The sequence below is a fragment of the Stutzerimonas stutzeri genome, assembly GCF_002909485.1.
In the GTDB taxonomy this organism is placed as follows: Bacteria; Pseudomonadota; Gammaproteobacteria; order Pseudomonadales; family Pseudomonadaceae; genus Stutzerimonas; species Stutzerimonas stutzeri_AH.
Genome location: NZ_PPXG01000002.1, coordinates 356,015 through 374,863, shown reverse-complemented (window position 1 = coordinate 374,863; position 18,849 = coordinate 356,015). Strand labels below are relative to the sequence as shown.

General features: G+C 61.2%; 16 protein-coding genes and 1 riboswitch. Of the genes, 6 read left to right on the top strand and 10 right to left on the bottom strand.

What is annotated here, in order from left to right:
• Window positions 1-2: 2 nt before the first annotated feature.
• Entirely contained in the window at window positions 3-920 is a 918-nt protein-coding gene (locus tag CXK91_RS05365; protein ID WP_103455256.1) for an acyltransferase, read from the top strand.
• 5 nt (window positions 921-925) lie between these two features.
• Here CXK91_RS05365 and CXK91_RS05360 read toward each other — a convergent pair whose 3' ends face one another.
• The 6 genes from CXK91_RS05360 to CXK91_RS05335 form a co-directional block, all read right to left on the bottom strand.
• On the bottom strand, window positions 926-3,049 hold the full coding sequence (locus CXK91_RS05360; protein WP_103455255.1) for a putative bifunctional diguanylate cyclase/phosphodiesterase: 2,124 nt from the start codon (window positions 3,047-3,049) through the stop codon (window positions 926-928).
• Window positions 3,050-3,160: 111 nt separating this feature from the next.
• Window positions 3,161-6,880: a CHASE domain-containing protein gene (locus CXK91_RS05355; protein ID WP_103455254.1), complete on the bottom strand. Its 3,720-nt coding sequence runs from the start codon at window positions 6,878-6,880 to the stop codon at window positions 3,161-3,163.
• A 149-nt stretch (window positions 6,881-7,029) separates the two neighbouring features.
• The gene (locus tag CXK91_RS05350) at window positions 7,030-7,683 is read right to left on the bottom strand and encodes an OmpA family protein (RefSeq protein ID WP_103455253.1); all 654 of its coding nucleotides are present in this window, start codon (window positions 7,681-7,683) and stop codon (window positions 7,030-7,032) included.
• 138 nt (window positions 7,684-7,821) lie between these two features.
• Entirely contained in the window at window positions 7,822-8,466 is a 645-nt protein-coding gene (locus CXK91_RS05345) for an MBL fold metallo-hydrolase (protein ID WP_044315553.1), read from the bottom strand.
• 169 nt (window positions 8,467-8,635) lie between these two features.
• Window positions 8,636-10,321 (bottom strand): fatty acid--CoA ligase, encoded by a 1,686-nt coding sequence (locus CXK91_RS05340; protein ID WP_103455252.1) that lies wholly within the window; start codon window positions 10,319-10,321, stop codon window positions 8,636-8,638.
• Between the two features lie 107 nt (window positions 10,322-10,428).
• On the bottom strand, window positions 10,429-11,058 hold the full coding sequence (locus tag CXK91_RS05335; protein ID WP_103455251.1) for a LysE family translocator: 630 nt from the start codon (window positions 11,056-11,058) through the stop codon (window positions 10,429-10,431).
• A gap of 68 nt (window positions 11,059-11,126) precedes the next feature.
• Between CXK91_RS05335 and CXK91_RS05330 the strand changes: the two genes are divergently transcribed.
• The 4 genes from CXK91_RS05330 (at window position 11,127) to CXK91_RS05315 (ending at window position 14,548) form a co-directional block, all read left to right on the top strand.
• Window positions 11,127-12,086, top strand: coding sequence for a 2-hydroxyacid dehydrogenase (locus CXK91_RS05330; protein WP_103455250.1), 960 nt, complete (start codon window positions 11,127-11,129; stop codon window positions 12,084-12,086).
• An 85-nt stretch (window positions 12,087-12,171) separates the two neighbouring features.
• Window positions 12,172-13,170: a class I SAM-dependent methyltransferase gene (locus tag CXK91_RS05325; protein ID WP_103455249.1), complete on the top strand. Its 999-nt coding sequence runs from the start codon at window positions 12,172-12,174 to the stop codon at window positions 13,168-13,170.
• Window positions 13,171-13,224: 54 nt separating this feature from the next.
• A riboswitch (yybP-ykoY riboswitch) is annotated at window positions 13,225-13,341 on the top strand.
• Window positions 13,342-13,431: 90 nt separating this feature from the next.
• Window positions 13,432-14,019, top strand: a complete 588-nt coding sequence (locus CXK91_RS05320; RefSeq protein ID WP_103455248.1) for a TMEM165/GDT1 family protein — start codon at window positions 13,432-13,434, stop codon at window positions 14,017-14,019.
• Window positions 14,020-14,104: 85 nt separating this feature from the next.
• Entirely contained in the window at window positions 14,105-14,548 is a 444-nt protein-coding gene (locus CXK91_RS05315; RefSeq protein WP_003285854.1) for an ester cyclase, read from the top strand.
• 22 nt (window positions 14,549-14,570) lie between these two features.
• On the opposite strand, the gene CXK91_RS05310 is transcribed toward CXK91_RS05315, so the two are convergent.
• Window positions 14,571-15,389 (bottom strand): M48 family metallopeptidase, encoded by an 819-nt coding sequence (locus CXK91_RS05310; RefSeq protein ID WP_103455247.1) that lies wholly within the window; start codon window positions 15,387-15,389, stop codon window positions 14,571-14,573.
• A 130-nt stretch (window positions 15,390-15,519) separates the two neighbouring features.
• Between CXK91_RS05310 and CXK91_RS05305 the strand changes: the two genes are divergently transcribed.
• Window positions 15,520-17,649: a methyl-accepting chemotaxis protein gene (locus CXK91_RS05305; protein ID WP_103455246.1), complete on the top strand. Its 2,130-nt coding sequence runs from the start codon at window positions 15,520-15,522 to the stop codon at window positions 17,647-17,649.
• 21 nt (window positions 17,650-17,670) lie between these two features.
• Here the strand turns inward: CXK91_RS05305 and CXK91_RS05300 are convergent, their stop codons facing one another.
• Genes CXK91_RS05300 through CXK91_RS05290 form a run of 3 tightly spaced genes read right to left on the bottom strand, consistent with a single transcriptional unit; the run spans window position 17,671 to window position 18,742 of the window.
• Window positions 17,671-18,288 carry an SOS response-associated peptidase gene (locus tag CXK91_RS05300; protein ID WP_102820620.1) on the bottom strand — a complete coding sequence of 206 codons (618 nt, stop codon included), beginning with the start codon at window positions 18,286-18,288 and terminating at the stop codon, window positions 17,671-17,673.
• A gap of 11 nt (window positions 18,289-18,299) precedes the next feature.
• Window positions 18,300-18,560 (bottom strand): DUF2007 domain-containing protein, encoded by a 261-nt coding sequence (locus CXK91_RS05295; protein ID WP_003285850.1) that lies wholly within the window; start codon window positions 18,558-18,560, stop codon window positions 18,300-18,302.
• A complete protein-coding gene (locus CXK91_RS05290) occupies window positions 18,560-18,742 on the bottom strand; it encodes a CPXCG motif-containing cysteine-rich protein (RefSeq protein WP_003285849.1) in 183 nt (60 codons plus the stop codon). Before CXK91_RS05290 ends, CXK91_RS05295 begins: the two co-directional genes overlap by 1 nt.
• Between the last annotated feature and the right edge of the window lie 107 nt (window positions 18,743-18,849).

The following is an 18,849-nucleotide window of genomic DNA, read 5'->3' as shown; positions in this document are numbered from 1 at the left end:
CCATGCTGAGCTTCCTTCCTGCGCCCGTGCGCGGCATCCTCGCCGCACTGTTTCTGGCGCTCAATACCCTGTTCTGGTGCTGGCCCCTTTTCGCTCTTTCGCTATTGAAGCTACTGCTCCCCATCCCGGCCATACAACGCGGCCTACGTTTCGGCATGCATTGGATCGCCGAGTCCTGGATAGCGGTGAACAGCTTCTGGATGGATCTGGTGCACCCGATTCGCTGGGACGTTCAGGGGCTTGAACAGGTGGACATGCACCACTCCTATCTGGTCACCAGCAATCACCAGAGCTGGGCGGACATCCTGGTACTGCAGTACCAGCTCAACCGGCGCATGCCGATTCTCAAGTTCTTTCTCAAGCAGGAGCTGATCTGGGTTCCGGTCATTGGTCTGTGCTGGTGGGCGCTGGAGTTCCCGTTCATGAAGCGCTTCAGCAAGGAATATCTGGCCAAATATCCGGAAAAGCGCGGCGAGGACTTGGCGACCACGCGCAGGGCTTGCGAGCGCTATCGAACCAACCCGGTATCGGTATTCAATTTCCTCGAAGGCACACGCTTCACCGAGGACAAACACACCGAGCAGGCCTCGCCTTATCCGCTGTTGCTCAAGCCCAGAGCGGGCGGTATCGCCTTCGTGATCGATGCCATGGGTGAACAGCTTACGGCGCTGATCAACATCACCATCCATTACCCGGACGGCCGTCCCAGTTTCTGGGATCTACTCACCGGCAATATTCACCACGTGGTGATGCGTATCGAGGCCCAACCAATTCCCGCCGAGTTTCTCGGGCACAACTATGACCAGGACGAAGCGTATAGGCTGGCGTTTCAGCAGTGGGTCAACGGACTGTGGGTCGACAAGGATGCAAAGCTGGGGCAGCTGCACGAGAGGTTTCCAGTGCAGCGCCGGGCATCCTAGCCCCCTCAGCCCGCATCCCAGGTCGGCCGGGCAGAGAAGGCCCGCGCCTCCTCGGCTGTCATTGCCGGCGATACCAAAAAACCCTGCATGACATCACAGCCGTTTTCCAGCAACCAATCGCGCTGAGCGAGTGTTTCTACGCCCTCGGCTATCACTTCCAGATCGAGGTTGCGGCCAAGGTCGATGATGGTGCTGACCACCGCGGCATCGCGCGGTGAGCCCAGCATGTTGGCGATGAACAGACGGTCGATCTTCAGCGTATCCAGCTCGAAGTGACGCAGATAGGCCAATGACGAATAACCCGTGCCGAAATCATCGATTGCCACGCGCACACCCAGCTTGCGCAGCTGACGAAGCTTCTCGCAGCTTCGATCCAGATCCTGCATAAGCGTGCCTTCGGTGACTTCCAGTTCAAGCTGCACCGGATTGAGCTGATACTCGTCGAGCAGCCGGCGGAGCGAATCGAACAGCCCGGCGCGACTGAACTGCACAGGACTAACATTCAGGCTGAGAATCAGATCGCTGCCGGGCGATGACTCCCATCGGCAATACTGATTCATCCCCTCACGCAACACCCAGTCGCCCACCCGCTCGATAAGACGAGTCTCTTCCAGCAGCGGGATGAATACGCCGGGCTCGTTCTCACTCGCGTCGCCTTGCGGCCAGCGCAACAGGCCTTCGAAGCCCCTGAGCTTGCCGCTGGCAAGCATTACCTGCGGCTGGTAGAGCAACTCGAAGTCGTTGCGCTCGGTGGCGTTGCGCAGATTCTCCTCCATCATCAATCGCGCGTGGGCACGCTCGTTCATGTCGTTCGAGAAAAAGCGGTACTGCCGACGTCCGGCCCGCTTGGCTTCGTACATCGCCATGTCCGCCGAACGCAGCAGCTGGTCGACGCTCACACCACAATCAGGGAAATGCGCGATGCCGATGCTCGCGCCAAGGGTCACTTCGGTGCCATCGATCTTGTGCCGCACCGAGATCAGTTCGATCAGCTTTTCGGCCACCCGAGCCGCATCTTCCGGATGATCCAGAGAGTCCAACAACGCCGTGAACTCGTCACCCCCCATGCGCGCAATGATGTCGTATGGACGCATGCAGGTTTCCAGCAGGCGAGCCACCTTGCACAGAATCTCGTCGCCGGCGTCGTGGCCAAGGGAGTCGTTGATGCGCTTGAAACCGTCCAGATCGATATAGAGAATGGCCATACGTTTGCCATTGCGATCGACCCGCGCCAGCGATGACTCCAGCGCCTGATGAAAGCCACGCCGGTTCAGCAGGCCGGTGAGCGAATCGGTCACTGCCTGGGTTTCCAGCTGGACGTGCAGGTTGCGCACGACCGACATGTCCAGCGCGATAACCACCATCGAACGCTGCTGGCGCGGCAGCGGCGAACTGGACAGGGCCACCGGCAGCGGCGTGCCGTTGGCGGTGTGCAACTGGGCCTCGTGCAGGCGATAGGTCGAGCCGCTGCGCCAGTACCGATAGAAATCGGACTCTTGCCAGTTGGTCGGCATCTCCGGTGCCGCTAGATGCGACAGCAGCGGCGTGCCCTGCAGATCCTCGACGCGACTGTGCAGCATGCCGGCAATGGCTGGATTGGCGAAGTTGATGTAGCCGTCTTCACCCACGACCAGAATGCCCTCGGCCGCATTGCTCAGCACTGAGGCGTTGAACGCACGTGCGCTGTCCAGCTGCTGAGTGAGCAGCTGCAAGTCGCGGCGATTGTGCTCGTGAGCCAGCAGCGTGTTGATCTTGTGCTTGAGCACCTGCGGGTCAAACGGCTTGAGAATGAAGTCGACCGCCCCGGTGGCATAACCGCGCAATACTGAATCGCGAGTGTGAGCGATTGCCGAAACGAAAATGATCGGCGTGTAGCGGGTGTGCGGGCTGCCGCGCATCAGCCGCGCGACCTCGAAGCCATCCATGCCCGGCATCTGCACGTCGAGCAGCACCAGTTCGACGTCAAGTTCCAGCAGCGCCCTGAGCGCCCCTTCCCCCGAATTGACGGTATGTACCTGCCAATCGCCGTCGCCCAGCAACGCTTCCATCGCCACCAGATTGGCTTCGCGATCATCCACCACCAACAACGTGCGGCTACGGGGCTTGGACTTAAGCTGTGTTTGCGTCATCGCCAACCCCCAAGCGAACCGTGTCGATGCGCCCACGGCGACACCACGTGCAACGCACAAGATAGCCCGTCCATTGTCTCGCCACTGCGATGTTCAGCGTGCACCACCCGCTCACTCCTCATCAGCATCAGCCGCGCCCGTCTCCAGGCCCAGCCAGTGCCGCATCAACTCTTGCAGCGCCACTGCCTCAACCGGCTTGACCAATACATCGTCTGCGCCAGCAGCAGCGCAACGCTCGCGCTCGTCATCATTGTCCACCGCTACCAGCGCGATGATCGGCGCCTGATAGTCATGCCCCCGCTTAAGCCGCTGCGCCAACTCAGGACCATCCGCCCTAGGTTGGCTCATGTCCAGCAGTACCAGATCGAAGGCATCCTCTTCGAAGCGCTCGATGGCCTCGTCGGCGCTGGTAACCGGAACCACTTGCAGACCCAACTGGTCGAGCTGAGCCGTCAGCGAGTAGATCAAGCGCACATCATGGTCCATCAGCAGAACACGGCGGCCAGGCGCAGCCACCTGCAACGAGGCGGCAGCACTTCTCGCCGGAACGCTGGGCTCGGGCCGTGCCAGTGCCCCCATGCGCTCCACATCCTCATCCTTGGACAAGACCGATGCCGAGTATCTGCGCAACCGTTGCATATCATCCTCCGACAAAGGCGTGCCGCTGTTGACCAGCACAGTGACCGTTTTCAGCGAGCGCAGCCGCTCGAGCGCGTCCAACAGATCCAGGCCGTTGCCATCAGCAAGTTCGTGATCGGTCACCACCACCGCAAAGGACTGCTCGGCGTAGGCCAGCCGTGCCGCCTCTGCGGTAGTGGCCAGTGTGACGCTGTAGCCAAGCCGTTCGAAGTAATCACGAATCAGCACGCGCCGCCGCGGATCCGTTTCTATCAATAGCAGGCGTAGCGGATTATGATCATGCCGAGCCAGCTCGCTGAATATTCGCTCCAGCTCGGACTGCGCTACTGGCTTGACCAGATAGCGCGAACCGTCGTCATGCCAATCATGGGGTTGAGGTACGCAGGAAATGATCATCACCGGCATACCTTGGTGGCGCTCATCTGCGCGCAGCTCGCGATGAACCTGCCAGCCGCTGATATCTGGAAGCAGAATGTCGAGGATCACGGCCGCAAAATGCTCGCGATTAAGCGCTTCGAGCCCCTGCTGCCCAGTGCTACAAATCAGACTGGTAAAGCCGTGACTCTGACCGACCTCTGCGACCACAGACGCAAAATCCGCGTCATCCTCGATGATCAGCAAGCCTGGCCCCAGCCCGCGTCGCTGCGGCTGCGGCGGCAGTAGCGATTGAGTTGGAGTACCGACCATCGACTCCACGGGTAATTGGACAGTGAACGTCGCACCCTGGCCCAACTCGCTCGTTACGGTGAGATGGCCACCGAGGACATCCACCAATTGGCGTGTAATCGCCAGACCAAGCCCGGTGCCGCCGTAATGTCGGCTTATCGAGCCGTCAATCTGCTGAAATGCTTGGAATATCCGCTCATGCTGATCCGGGGCGATACCGATACCGCTGTCGCGCACCTGCAACTGGAGCAGCTGCCCCGCCTGGTCTTCGGCTGGCAGGCAACACACCAACAGCTCGACACCGCCGCGCTCGGTGAACTTCAACGCATTGGTCAACAGGTTGTTCAGAATCTGCTGAAGCCGAGCACGATCAGAACTTAGCATGAGCGGCACCTCGGGATCGACGGTCGTTTTCAACGCCAAGCCTTTTTGCTCAGCCATCGGTCTAAGCGAGATATCCAGCTCATTCAGCAGCTCGCGAAGGTTCAGCGGCTCCAACTTCAACTGCATTCGCCCGGACTCGATCTTGGCGAGATCCAGGACATCGTTGATCAACTCGAGCAGCTCGTGCCCGGCACGGTGAATGATGTCGGCGTGGCGGACCTGCTTTTCATTGAGGTTTCCCGCACCGTTCTGCCGCAACTGGTCGCTGAGGATCAGAATGCTGTTGAGCGGCGTACGCAACTCGTGCGACATATTGGCGAGAAATTCAGACTTGTAGCGATTGGCCACAGCCAGTTGGTCGGCCTGGTCGCGCAGACGCCTCTCCGCGGCCTTGCGGTGGCTGATATCAATGATCACCGCCTGCACCAGCTGCTCATCGCCGCTACGCAACGGCGACAGTCCTATCTCCACCGGCAGACCACTGCCGTCACGGTGACGGCCAAACAACTCGCGATTGCCGCCCATGCGGCGTGGCTCAGGATTCTCGGCATAACCCTGGCGCAGGCCGTTGTGCGCTTCACGCAGCGCCTCGGGCAACAGAACTTCCACCGGTTGTCCAACCAGATCTTGCCGGCTGTAGCCGAACAAAAGCTCGGTCTGACGGTTGACCATGACGATCTCACCCTTCGCATCAACCAGCACGAAGGCATTGGGGGAGGCCTCGACGACATTGCGAAAGCGTTCCTCATCGCGCTTGCGCGCCTGCAGATCGAGCAGGTTGAGTACGTAGTACAACTCGTCATCATGACTGAAACTTGTGAGGCTGACGGCCACTGGTATGGGCCTGCCATCCTCGCGCTGAGCCTGGAGCTCCAGCTGGCTGGTTTCACGCAGCTGGCGCAAAATCTGCTCGCCTAGCACACCTGGGACATAGCGACTCACGCGCTCCCCGGCCAGCAGTTCCGTTGAACTTGCCAGTAACTGCCCGGCACTCTGGTTGGCCAGTTCAATACGCCCGCCGGCGTTGCACAGCAAGGTGGCCACTGGGAGCTGCTCTATCAATTGGCGGAATCGCGCTTCACGCTCCTGCAGCTGCAGGCTTAGCGCTTGGCTGCTACGCAGCGCGCGTTCGCGCAAATACAGGTAGCCGCCCACCAGCAAGGAAAACAGCGCGGCGGCCGTTAGCGCCGCGGCCAGGCTGAACGCCCGATTATTGTCGCGCAGCACCGCTTCGTATTCCGGCGTGCTTGCCACTTGCAGCTGCCAGCTACGTCCATACATATAGATATTGCGTATGCGCTGAAACGCGGCATCCGTACTTACCGGCGCGCGCCCGGTGAGCAGCGGTGCTTCAGGGTAGGCGGCATCGAACAGCTGCAGCTGCAGCATCCGACTACGAGATCCCAGGATGCCTTCCATCAGATCAGTCAGACGGAAAGCACCATGCAGGCTGCCGACGAATGCCCGCTTACGCTCTTCTTCGGTAGTCACCGGCGCAGCGGCCGCGTAAAGGGGGAAGAACAGCAGCACGCCCATCTGCACGTTCTGCTCGGTTTCCTGCTTGAGGCGCAACGGCGCGGTGAGCACCGGATTGCCGGTATTTCGTGCGGTGTTGATGGCTTCGCGGCGTGTCGCTTCGCTGAACAAGTCGAAACCGAGCACCCGGCGATTGCGCCAATCGGTGGGGTGGATGTAATCGGTCACGACATATTCGTCCCGCTCCCCAGGCGGATACATCCGGAAGCGGTCGCGCCCATTGCTGCGGATGTGATTGATCATGGTCTCCAGGGTCGCTGGCGTGGCATGCCGCGCCAATGCAACGCCCTGAATGCCAGGGTAGAAGTCCTGCAGCTGAAGTTGGTCTGCGGCACGCGCCCACTCGTCCACTTTTACGTCGTCATTGCCCGCAACAACGCCGGCAAGCCCACGCAGGACCATTTCATAGGCACGCATTCTTTCACGGAGGGTGTGTTCTATATCATCGACGGCAAAGGTGAAGCGCTGCTCTTGCTCGACCCTGCTGCGCTGTTCCTGAACATACCATTGCCAGCCAATCCATCCACCCAGCCCCGCCATCAGGGCCAGCGCGACCAGTAATGGCAACCAGGACCTGCGGGAATGGAGAGCGGGACGATCATCCATTCGACCTCCTCGGTGCCACTACTGGTTTGCTATCGAATGTCAGATTCGAATAGTCCGCAGAGGTTCAATGGCATGAGCAAGAAACGGATTAATGGCGTCTGAAAACAGGCAACTACGAGGCCATTGCGGCCCCGCAATCTATTAGGACATTACAGCGGACGAAGATTGATCTCGACGCGGCGGTTCTGCGCGCGACCAGCAGTGGTGTCATTGCTGGCAATCGGTTGGCTTGGACCTGCACCGTAGGAGGATATCCGCGCGGGCGCGACGCCGTTGGAAGCCAGGTAGGAGGCAACGCTCTGCGCACGACGGTTAGACAGGTCCTGGTTCAGCTGCAGCGAGCCAGTGCTGTCGGTATGCCCGACGATATCCACACCATTCTTGTTGAATTCCTTGAACACCTGCACCAGTGAGTTCAGCGTCGGGTAGAAGCTGCTGGAGATATCTGCCGAATTGCTGGCGAAGGTGATATTGCCAGGCATGATCAGCGTCAGATTGTCTCCATTACGCTGAACCTGAACACCGGTGCCCTGCAGCGTCTGACGCAGCTTGGCTTCCTGAGTGTCGACGTAGTAACCGTAGCCGCCGGCTGCCGCGCCGCCAACCGCAGCGCCGATCAGCGCGCCCTTGGTGCGATCTTTCTTGCTGGAAGTCGCAGCACCGATGACCGCGCCGCTGACGGCACCGATACCGCCATAAACACCCGCTTTTCCAGCCTGCTGCTCGCCGGTATAGGGGTTGGTGGTGCAACCGACCAACAGGGCGACGCCTGCAGCCAGAGCGGTCATGTTCAGCATTTTCATAGTTACTTCCTTCTCTTGTCAGTTACCAGGGCAGTCCCCCAGCCCTTGCGAGCGCAGCCCTGAATGCGGCGCTAGATTACCACCGACCACTACCAAGGATAGGAACCGTGCAACAGAACCTGTCCAACGGCCAGGCATTCAGGCGCGAACGAAAGGATTCTCGCGCATCTCGTCTCCCAGACGAGTGTCCGGACCATGGCCAGTCACCACGGTGGCCTCTTCGTCGAGCGAGTAGAGTCGCTGCTTGATGGAGCGCTCGATGCTCGAGTAGTCCCCACCCCAAAGGTCGGTACGCCCGATACCGCGACGGAACAGTGTATCGCCGGCGATCAACAGCTTGGCGTCAGCGAACCAGAAACTCATCGAGCCTGGCGTATGCCCCGGAGTGTGCAACGCCACACCGCAACCGCAGGCCAGCTCCTCGTCATCGGCCAGCCACTTATCAGGCCCTGGCACCGGCGTATACGGCACACCGAACATGCGGCACTGCATTTCCAGGTTGTCCCAGAGAAACTGATCAGCCTTGTGCAGATGCAGCGTGGCGCCGGTCTTTTCCTTCATCTGTCCCGAAGCCAGAAAGTGATCCAGATGCGCATGGGTATGGATGATGCTCACCACTTTCAGGCCATGAGCCTCCAGTCGCGCCATGATCAGCTCCGGGTCGCCACCTGGATCGACCACGATGGCCGTCTTGCTTACCGGGTCACCGATGATCGTGCAGTTGCACTGCAAAGGCCCGACGGGGAAGGTTTCGCGGATCAGCATCGGTTGAGTGACGGCCATGAGGTCCTCTATTTCGGCAATTTCTTGCTACGCCGGCGCGCAGCCGGTGCCGATTGTGCCATTGGCCAACTACCGATGGCTGATCCGAAATGGAAAGCCGCACACCTTTGGGCATCCGGCAGAGCCTCGTGCAGCCCTGCTGGACACCTGGGTCACAGGCAGCAGCACCTCAGCTGGTCAAGGTCTGCGGTGAAGCAGCTTCGTCCTGCCAGCGTGCTATTTCGCTACGGATGCGCTTCTTGTCCAGCTTCCCGACACTCGTCTTGGGTATTTCGGATACCACGGCGATCTGCTTGGGGATCGCCCATTTGTTGATATGCCCTTCGGCTACCGCCGGCTCGAGGAAGGCATGTAGCTCATCAGCGCTCAAAGCACGGCCTTCTGCCAGAACCACCAGAGCAAAGGGGCGCTCGCCCCAGCGCTCGTCCGGCACACCGACCACGGCGACGTCGCGCACCGCCTCGTGACGACTGATCAGCCCTTCTAGGGTGAGGGATGACAGCCATTCACCGCCCGTTTTGATCACGTCCTTGATGCGGTCGCGAATCTCGATATTGGCCATCTCGTCGATCACCGCAACATCACCGGTATGCAGCCAACCGTCGGCCCACAGCTCCTCGCTTTTTTCCGGCTCGTTGTAATAGCCCTGGGTCAGCCAGGGCGCGCGAAGCACCAGCTCGCCCTGTGACGTTCCGTCTGCCGGCAGAAAGCTGCCATCGGCGGCCTGGATCGCCGCATCCACCAGCACCACCGGGACGCCGGCCTTGAGGTGGAAGGTACTGCGGGTATCTTCGTCGGCCTCGAGCAGCTCGTCGTTGATGTGCGCACCGGAGATCAGCGGGCAGGTCTCGGACATGCCGTAGGCAGCGATCAGGCTCATGCCGCAGGCCTTGGCCTGGTCGTACAGGCCACGGGTCAGTGCGCTACCGCCGATGGTGATCTTCCAGCCTTTGAAATCGGTGCCCTGGGCCGCCTTGGCGTTGAGCAGCATCTGCACGATAGTCGGTACGCAATGGGAGAAAGTCACCTGCTCGCGACGCCACAGCTCGATCAGATACTCGGGATCGTAACGGCCTGGATAAACCTGCTTGAGGCCCAGCATGGTAGCGACATAGGGCAGGCCCCAAGCGTGCACATGGAACATTGGCGTGATCGGCATATAGACGTCACCCGAGCCCATCAGCTGCGGATTCTCGCGGCAGCCGACGGTCACAGCTGCTGCGAGGGTGTGCAGCACCAGCTGGCGATGCGTGAAGTAAACTCCCTTGGGGTTGCCAGTGGTACCGGTGGTGTAGAAGGTCGTGGCGACCGAATCCTCGTCGAAATCGGGAAAGTCGTAGCTCGGTGCAGCAGCGGCCAGCAGGCTTTCGTATTCGCCGATGCAGTCGGGCAGGCCAACGTCGTGCTCGCTGCCATCGGTGAGCAACAGCGTCTTCTGTACCGTGGTCAGCTGACCGACGATCGCCTGGTATAGCGGCACGAATTCGCTGTTGACCAGCACGAAGCGGTCATCGGCATGGTTCATGGTGTAGAGAATCTGGTCCGGCGAGAGCCGCACGTTGATGGTGTGTACCACTGCGCCAATCATCGGTATGGCGAACATGCATTCCAGATAACGATGGCTGTCCCAATCCATCACCGCCACGGTGTCGCCCGCTTTGACACCAGCTTCGGTCAGCACGTTGGCCAACCGGGCAACACGTTGATTCAGGGTACGGTAGTCGTAACGCAGCTGGTCACGGTAGACGATCTCGCGATTGCGCTCGTAGCGCACGCCGGACAACAGTAGGCGCTTGATCAACAGGGGGTACTGATAGGCGTTCGCCGCGGGCTTGATCACACGGGTCTGCAGCATGAGGGGCATCCTGTTCTTGTTGGAGTTGTAAGCTGCACTCTAGAGCGTCCGACTCCATGCAAAATCAGTCCAAAGGATTATTTTCCCCGCCCCCTCGTTTCAGGGTGTTAACCGATCTCACTCACTGCAAGGCGTACCCCGAGGCCAATCAGTACGGCGCCGGTCAGTCGATCGAACCAATGACCCATCCGTGCAAAGCCAGCACGCACGCGGCCTCGACTGAACAACCAGGCCACCAGCAGAAACCACAGCGCCGTGGCGCCAGCGAGATAAAGGCCATAGCCGGCCTGCACCAACAGCGGCGTATCGGGGCTGATCACTACCGTGAATAAGGACAGGAAGAACAGTGTGGCCTTCGGATTCAGACCGTTGGTGACGAAGCCGACGGCGAATGCCTGCCACGCAGAGCGACCCACCCGCATGCTGGGATCATCCGCGACATCCAGGCTCATTGGACGTGCACGCAGCGCACGCCAGCCGAGATAGAGCAAATAGCCGGCTGCGAGCCACTTGAAGAGGTTGAACAGCACAATCGACTGCGAGACGATCAGGCCAATGCCCAGCAGCGAATAGGCAACGTGGACAAATATCCCGCAGCCGACGCCCAAGGCGGTCCAACTCCCAGTGCGGCGACCCTGAGTCACGCTTTCGCGGACCACTACCGCGAAATCCGGTCCGGGGCTGGCCACTGCGAGTAGATGCACCAGTGCCACGGTCATAAATTCCATCCAGTACACAATTCATTCTCCACGCAATGTCGGGTTTCATTGTCGATTAGCCCCGGCTTCTTCGAAAGGTACAGTTGATGTCCAGTCGCGCCGTTTTCCTCGATCTTTCTCCGCTCGAACAAGGCGACCTCGATCTGACCCCACTACAGAGCGCATTCAGTGAACTCGTCTGTCACGAGCAAAGCACCGCGGATCAAATCGTTGAGCGCCTGCGAGGCGCGCAGGTGGCCATCGTCAACAAGGTCGCGCTGAATGCAGACATCCTGGCCGCCTGCCCCGATCTCAAACTGATTCTGGTCTCTGCCACTGGCGTCAACAACATCGACCTGCAGGCTGCCCGCGAGCGCGGCATCGTTGTCTGCAACTGCCAGGCCTATGGCACGCCCACCGTCGCCCAGCACACTCTGATGCTGCTGCTGGCGCTTGCGACTCGCCTGCCGGACTACCAGGCAGCAGTCGCCCGCGGTCGCTGGCAGGAAAGCGGCCAGTTCTGCCTGCTGGACTTCCCTATCGTCGAACTGGAGGGCAAGACGCTCGGCCTGCTCGGCCACGGCGAACTCGGCAGTGCGGTGTCACGGCTAGCCGAAGCGTTCGGTATGCGCGTGCTGGTCGGCAATCTGCCGGGGCGACCGAAGCGCTCGGAGCGCCTGGATCTGGACGATCTGCTGCCACAGGTGGACGCACTGACGCTGCATTGCCCGCTGACGGAGCAGACGCGCAATCTGATCGGTGCACGCGAACTGCAATTGATGAAGCCGACCGCATTTCTTATCAACGCCGCCCGCGGTGGCTTGGTCGACGAGCAGGCGCTGGCTGACGCATTGCGTCGAGGCCATCTGGGCGGCGCTGCCACCGATGTCCTGACCAGCGAGCCGCCTAGCGATGACAACCCACTGCTGGACCCGGGCCTGCCACGACTGATCATCACCCCGCATAGCGCCTGGGGTAGTCAGGAGGCACGTCAGCGCATCGTTGGTCAACTGACCGAGAATGCTAGAGCCTTCTTCGCCGGAGCGCCGATTCGTCAGGTGAACTGAGCGCAGCCCCAAGTAGTATCGCTGCCCAGCTTGCGAGTAAAGGTCCATAGCCCATAAGCTCCCGGACTTTTTCAGGGAGACGTCGATGGATCCTCGAAGCGAAGTGCTGTTGCGGCAGGCCGAGCTGTTTCAAGGCCGGCTGTTACTGGCCGGGCTGCCCGCCGACGATCTGCTGGGCCAGCTCCCAGGCGCTGTCGGTTGGAGCTGGCATGCCGGCGAGCAGCACGTGATGGACAAGCGCTTTGCCGGGCGCTGCAGCTTCGGCGTGGCTCCACCGCAGGGCGACTTCGAAGCCGCGGTGCTGTTCCTGCCGAAATCCCGTGAGCTGACCGACTATCTGCTTCACGCTTTAGCGGCACATCTAAGCGGCCGCCCGCTTTATCTGATCGGCGAGAAACGTGCTGGCGTCGAGCGTGCCGCGAAACAGCTGGCCAGTCTCGGCCGTGCCCGCAAACTCGATAGCGCCCGTCATTGCCAGCTCTGGCGGGTTGACATCGAGCAGGCACCGAGCGCGCCGGAACTTGATGCACTGGCTCGCCATTTCACCCTGGAGCTGGCGGACGGCCCGCTACAGGTGGTCAGCCTGCCCGGCGTATTCAGCCATGGCCGGCTCGATCTGGGCAGCGCGCTCCTCCTCGAACACCTCGACAATCTGCCCCATGGGCGAGTGCTCGATTTCGGATGTGGTGCGGGCATTCTCGGCGCCACCCTCAAACGCCGCTATCCGCAGAGCGATCTGGTGCTGCTGGACGTAGACGCCTTCGCCGTCGAGAGCAGCCGCAGGACGCTGGCCGCCAACGGGCTGGAAGCTGAAGTGATCGCGGGCGATGGCATCGACGCTGCACCGCGGCAACTGGCAGCAATCGTCAGCAATCCACCCTTCCACCAAGGCGTACACACCAGCTACCAGGCCAGCGAGACACTGATCGAGCGCGCCGCCGAGCATCTGCTAAACCGCGGCGAGCTGCGCCTGGTAGCCAACGCGTTTCTCAGGTACCCGCCGCTGATCGAGCAGCATCTCGGCGCCTGCCAGACTGTCGCTGAGCGCGACGGCTTCCGCATTTACCGCGCCGCACGCGCCTGAGGCCGGCTTCTGGCAGTTGCGCCGGACAGGCGGTTGCGGCAAACTCGCCGCCGTCCTTGGGGGAGTAGTCTCCGACGAGCGCCCTGCTCGTCCGGCATGCGTCAACATACTTGGTCCGCAGACCATGGCGCATGCGACCGGCCAGTGCGTAACGATACGCCAAGCCAGGTTTGACAAGACCCATGACATGTACACCTGACCCGGGCGGGCAGGCTGCGCATGTCATGGTGAATCTGTCGACCCGCCCTAAAGGAATGCCGCTTGGAATCGTTTTTTATCCCTACCCTGATCGTTGCCCTCGCCGAAATCGGCGATAAGACGCAGCTGCTCGCACTGCTGCTGGCCGCTCGTTATCGGCGGCCGTGGCCGATCATCTGGGGCATCGTCGTTGCAACCCTGGCCAACCATGCTGCCGCTGGCGCGCTTGGCAGCTGGGTGGCAGGTCTGGTCTCGCCAGTTGTATTGAGCTGGGTGCTGGCCGCAAGCTTTGTCGCCGTCGCACTGTGGACGCTGATCCCAGACAAGCTGGATGACGACGACGCCAAACTGGGCCGCGGCTATGGCCCCTTCGTCGCCACCACCGTGGCCTTCTTCATCGCCGAAATGGGAGACAAGACCCAGGTAGCCACAGTGATGCTCGCTGCGCAGTACCCGGACTTCGTCCTGGTCATCCTCGGGACCACGGTCGGCATGCTGCTCGCAAACGTCCCGGTCGTTCTGGCGAGCCATTTCGCAGCCGATCGGCTGCCGTTGACGCTGATCCGCCGCGTCGCAGCAGCCGGCTTTGCGGCCCTGGCGCTTTATGCCGGTTATCAGGCGCTGACCATGAGCACTATTGTCTCAGGCTGATACGCAGCGCAAATCTGCGCACTCGGGGAGCTGCTAGAGTGCGCTACCGCAGCGCACCATCAGCGCCCCGAGGAGAATAGGCTGCATGTCAGCGGATGGACGCAAGAAACGAGTCTGCAACCATATCGATCTGAGCTGGAACAAGGGCCGACTAGCCCTCTCCGAACAGATGCAGAGCAAATATTTCGCCTATAAAGGCTCACTCATTGGCCAGCCGCTGAACAGCGCAGGCTTCGCCGAACTCGTGCGTAACGTGCGTGCGGCCATGCCGGATCTGGAAGTGGTTGTGGATGAGTGCATTTGCGAGGGACACAAGGTAGTCACCTCGAGCACCGTGATGGGCACACTCGCCACGCCACAATTCGGCTACTCGGTAACCGACAAGATTCTTGCAATTGCTGTGGTGAGCGTCTGGACACTCAGCCCAGCCGGGGACATCGAGGAGATTCACACGCTCATCGACCTCGAAGGCGTGCATCAGCAACTGGGCATCGAAACACCCCTTTCAGCACTGCTGTCGCCGGCCTGAGCGGTCGGCGACGAGGCATCGCTCAGCGGCCGCTGCGGGCCTGCTCGTACAGCGGCATGACCTTCGGGATATTCGCCCTGAGCGCCGCAGTGCGCGTGGTTGACGACGGGTGAGTGCTCATGAACTCTGGCGGCGCCGAGCCACCGGCGGCCCCCATCTTCTCCCACAGCGTAATCGCGGCATTCGGGTTGTAACCGGCTCGTGCAGCCAGTTCCAGACCGATCAGATCCGCCTCGTTCTCATTGCCCCGGCTGTTGGGCAGGGTCATCAGATACTCGACACCCATATTCGCCATCTGCAGGCCGCCAGTGCCTACGCCCATGGCCGAACCCAGCTGGGTCGCCATCTGCACGCCATAAGCCTTGGACATCGCCTCGCGCCCATGCTCACGTAGCGCGTGCGCGATCTCGTGCCCCATCACCGCTGCGATCTCATCGTCGGTCAGTTTCAGCTTCTCGATCAGGCCGGTGTAGAAAATGATCTTGCCGCCCGGGCCGCAGTTGGCATTGAGTTCGGGGCTGTCGATAACGTTAACCTCCCAAGCCCACTGCGCTGCGTCTGGACGGAACACCGGCACCTTGGCGATCAGCCGCTGAGCTATGCCGTTGACCCGCTTGGCGATCGCGGTGTCCTTCTTCAGCACACCCTGGCTCGCAGCTTTGCTGAGCGTCTCCTGATAAGACTGGGCATACATCTGGTTGACCTGGTCGGTCGACAGCATGCTGAACATGTACTGCTTGCGTTCGACACCCACGGCACCGCCACTGGTGGTGTTGACGGCCTGACACCCCGCCAGCACGGCTGCAGCGACAAGCATGGATAATCTGTGCGGCTTGAACATCGAGTCTCTCCAGTAAACCTGCGCCGTATCCTAGAGCGGCCCCACCTGGCAGGCAACCAGCGACTCCGCTGCAGTTGTCGCAAATTCGGCCGATAGCCTACTTATCCGCTACGCAACTGGAGTACCGCACATGTTCCGATCCATTCAGACCGCCTTCGCGGCATTGGCCGGTGCTTGCACGTTAGCCGTGATCGCGGCGCTTCTGCTGTACGCAATGGTTTCCGGCATGCGCAGCCAGGCGCTGGTCGAGGACCGCACGCGCACGTTGATCGATGGCATGGTCGAACAGCGCGTCACGGCGCTGGCGCAAGCCCAGGTCAGCCGCATCCAGGCACAACTACAGGCACCTCTGCAGATTGCCACCGGCCTCGCCCGGGTGCATACCCTCACCGGCCTCAGCGACGACGAGGGTATGCCAATGGCCAACCTCACGCGCGAGGAACTGATCAACCTGGCGCGCCAGACGCTGACCGAGAATCCCAATCTCACCAGTACCTATATCGCCTGGGAGCCTAACGGGGTAGACGCCAATGACCTGATGTATCGCGGCGACGCCCCGGGCATGGTCAATGGCCGCTTCGCCAGCTGGATCTACCGCGACACCAGCGGCAAGTTGCTGGTCGAGCGACTCACTGACATCGAGGACACCAGCCTGCTGGAAACCGGCGTTCGTGCCGGCGAGTACTACCTGTGTCCGCGTGAACAACTCAAGCCCTGCGTCGGCGACCCCGCGCCGTATGATATGAATGGCCAGACGCAGCTGCTGTCGTCGTTCAACGCACCGATCATCATTGACGGCAAGTTCCAGGGCATCGTCGGCGCGGATATCAGTGTCGACTTTATCCAGCAATTGCTGAGCGCCGCTAATAGCCAGCTATATGGCGGTGTCGGGCAGATCGCACTGATCTCCAACAATGGGCGCCTCGCGGCATACAGTCGTGACAAGAGCCTGCTTGGCAAACCCGCAGCGCAAATTCTCGATGCCGATGAGCAGGCGCTGGTCAAACAACTGCCCTCCGGCCAGACCCACTACCGCATCGATCACGCTCGCGGCCGCGTCGCACTGCTGCTGCCATTCTCATTCCCCGGTACCGATGCCCGCTGGGTGCTGATGCTCGAACTGCCGACTGCAGAAGTAATGAAGGAACTGGATCAATTGATGGTCGCGCTCGGCGAGGAAAGCCGCAGCGATCTCGGCACCATGCTGGTCATCGGCGTGCTGATCGCCTTTGTTGGACTGCTCGCCATCTGGCTGATCAGCCGTCGCATTACCCGGCCGCTGCGCGACATGGTGGTGATGCTGGACAACATCGGCCAGGGCGAAGGTGACCTCACCCAACGGCTGAACATCGACAGCCGCAACGAACTCGGCCAGATCGCGGCTGGCTTCAACGCATTCCTGGCACGCCTGCAGGGCATGATCGGTGAGGTAGTCGCGTCCGTCCAAAAGGTCAGCGATGCATCCGAGCATACGGCAGACATCGCCATCCGCACCGACAAAGGTGTGCAAACCCAGCTGGCGGAGATCGAACTGGTCGCCACGGCGGTGCATGAGATGACCGCAACCGCACAGGACGTTGCGCGCAATGCGACCCAGGCCGCCGAGGCAGCCAATAACGCGGACCGCGCCGCCAACCAGGGCCGCCATATCGTGCGGGACACCGGCTCCACCATCACCGAGCTGGCCGACGAGATTGGCAAGGCGGTTGAGGTGGTGCAGACGCTCGCCCGAGACAGCGAGAATATCGACGCCATTCTGGTCACCATCCGCAGCATCGCCGAGCAGACCAACCTGCTCGCCCTCAATGCGGCAATCGAGGCAGCCCGAGCTGGGGAGCAAGGCCGCGGCTTCGCTGTGGTGGCTGACGAGGTACGCAACCTGGCACAGAAGACCCAGCAAGCGACCAGCGAAATCCAGCTGATGATTCAGCAACTGCAAAGTGGTACGCGGAGCGTGGTGCAGGTGATGGAGCAGAGCCAGAGCCGTACGCTACGCAGCGTCGAGCAGGCTGACGCCGCAGCCGAAGCCTTGCAGGCAATCACCCAAGCAGTCTCGTTGATCAACGACATGAACAACCAGATCGCCAGCGCTGCCGAAGAGCAAAGCGCGGTCGCCGAAGACATCAACCGCAACGTCACCAATATTGGCCAGGTCGCCCAGCAAGTCGCCGCCGGCGCCGACGAAGCCAGTCAAGCGAGTGCCGGGCTGACACGCCTGGCCGAGCAGCAGCGCCGCCTGATCAATCAGTTCAGGGTGTAAGTAGGTAAGCAGCACGCCTGCTCAAGCCGGCGTTAGGCATTCCGGCCCGTTGATGCGCGGGTCATTCACCACTGTTGCGAGCGGGCGCTCACGCAATGCTGGCTGGGACTGAGCCAGCAACGCCTTCAGTGCCTCAAGCGGCATGTCAGGATCGAGCCAGGCAGCCTGCCCGGCCTCATCGAGTATCAACGGCCGGCGCAGAGTCGCCGCCGGCAGCGTCACGACCGCAGCACTGAGGTAGGTATGCCCCTGCACTGGATAGGCTTCCCAGAGCGCTGCGAAGTAGGTCAGCGAACCTTCGCTGGTCATCCAGTAAGGGCGTTTTCGTGCGGTGCCCCGCCACTCGTAGAAGCCGTTGGCCGGCAGCAGACCACGACGCAGGCGCAAGGCATCACGGAACATCGGTTGCTCAGCCAGGGTTTCGGCGCGGGCCTGCGCGGGCGTGCGCGTCAGATCGGTGAGCCAGGCCGGTGTAAGCCCCCAGCGCACCCGGCTCAGCTGCAATTCTGCATCTACCTGGCGCAGCAACAGCACCGAAGCGCCAGGCGCAAGGCTCCAATGCGGCTGCTGATCGGCGGGGAAACCCGGCAAGGCAGCGAAGTCCTGGCTCCAACGAAAAAGGGCGTAGCGACCGCACATAGAAACACTCGTCAGCAGATCAGTTCGCCGGGATAACTTTCCGGTTCATCGCCCGGCAATGGCTCGGCGCCATTGTACGCAGCGATCAGCTGACGTGCCCGTTCGGCATCCTCATCCGGCACCATCAGCCCGAGTAACCCGGCGGCGGGCAGCTCGCCCATGGCGCCGATCAGGTGACTGCCCGCCAGAAAGGCCTCGATGCCCTCACCGATCAGCATGCCGTTGAGCATCTCCGCCTCCAACAGGTCGCGCGGCTCGTAAATACGCTGCATTACTCGTCCTCCCTGAGGGTTTCCAGTTGCCACTGTTCACCGTCCGTGCGCAGATCGAACAGCACTGGCCGGCAACACACCGCACAGTCTTCGATGTACTGTTGGTCGCCGCCACTCAGATCGAGCACGGCTTCGACCGGCTCGCCACAGTAGGGGCATTGAAAGACCTGTGTTTCTAGCATCAATCCTCCACGTGACTTGCCGCTATAATCGCCGTCTTTGAAGGTCGTTGACTCGACCCCATACAAGAAGACTGACTCGGTGCGTCTTGCAATTAGGCCCCCGGGCC

Bases quoted from the DNA above. Each gene is read 5' to 3' on its own strand.
- CXK91_RS05365 (WP_103455256.1), top strand. From the start codon at position 3: ATGCTGAGCTTCCTTCCTGCGCCCGTGCGCGGCATCCTCGCCGCACTG.
- CXK91_RS05360 (WP_103455255.1), bottom strand. From the start codon at position 3,049: ATGACGCAAACACAGCTTAAGTCCAAGCCCCGTAGCCGCACGTTGTTG.
- CXK91_RS05355 (WP_103455254.1), bottom strand. From the start codon at position 6,880: ATGGATGATCGTCCCGCTCTCCATTCCCGCAGGTCCTGGTTGCCATTA.
- CXK91_RS05350 (WP_103455253.1), bottom strand. From the start codon at position 7,683: ATGAAAATGCTGAACATGACCGCTCTGGCTGCAGGCGTCGCCCTGTTG.
- CXK91_RS05345 (WP_044315553.1), bottom strand. From the start codon at position 8,466: ATGGCCGTCACTCAACCGATGCTGATCCGCGAAACCTTCCCCGTCGGG.
- CXK91_RS05340 (WP_103455252.1), bottom strand. From the start codon at position 10,321: ATGCTGCAGACCCGTGTGATCAAGCCCGCGGCGAACGCCTATCAGTAC.
- CXK91_RS05330 (WP_103455250.1), top strand. From the start codon at position 11,127: ATGTCCAGTCGCGCCGTTTTCCTCGATCTTTCTCCGCTCGAACAAGGC.
- CXK91_RS05325 (WP_103455249.1), top strand. From the start codon at position 12,172: ATGGATCCTCGAAGCGAAGTGCTGTTGCGGCAGGCCGAGCTGTTTCAA.
- CXK91_RS05315 (WP_003285854.1), top strand. From the start codon at position 14,105: ATGTCAGCGGATGGACGCAAGAAACGAGTCTGCAACCATATCGATCTG.
- CXK91_RS05310 (WP_103455247.1), bottom strand. From the start codon at position 15,389: ATGTTCAAGCCGCACAGATTATCCATGCTTGTCGCTGCAGCCGTGCTG.
- CXK91_RS05305 (WP_103455246.1), top strand. From the start codon at position 15,520: ATGTTCCGATCCATTCAGACCGCCTTCGCGGCATTGGCCGGTGCTTGC.
- CXK91_RS05300 (WP_102820620.1), bottom strand. From the start codon at position 18,288: ATGTGCGGTCGCTACGCCCTTTTTCGTTGGAGCCAGGACTTCGCTGCC.
- CXK91_RS05295 (WP_003285850.1), bottom strand. From the start codon at position 18,560: ATGCAGCGTATTTACGAGCCGCGCGACCTGTTGGAGGCGGAGATGCTC.
- CXK91_RS05290 (WP_003285849.1), bottom strand. From the start codon at position 18,742: ATGCTAGAAACACAGGTCTTTCAATGCCCCTACTGTGGCGAGCCGGTC.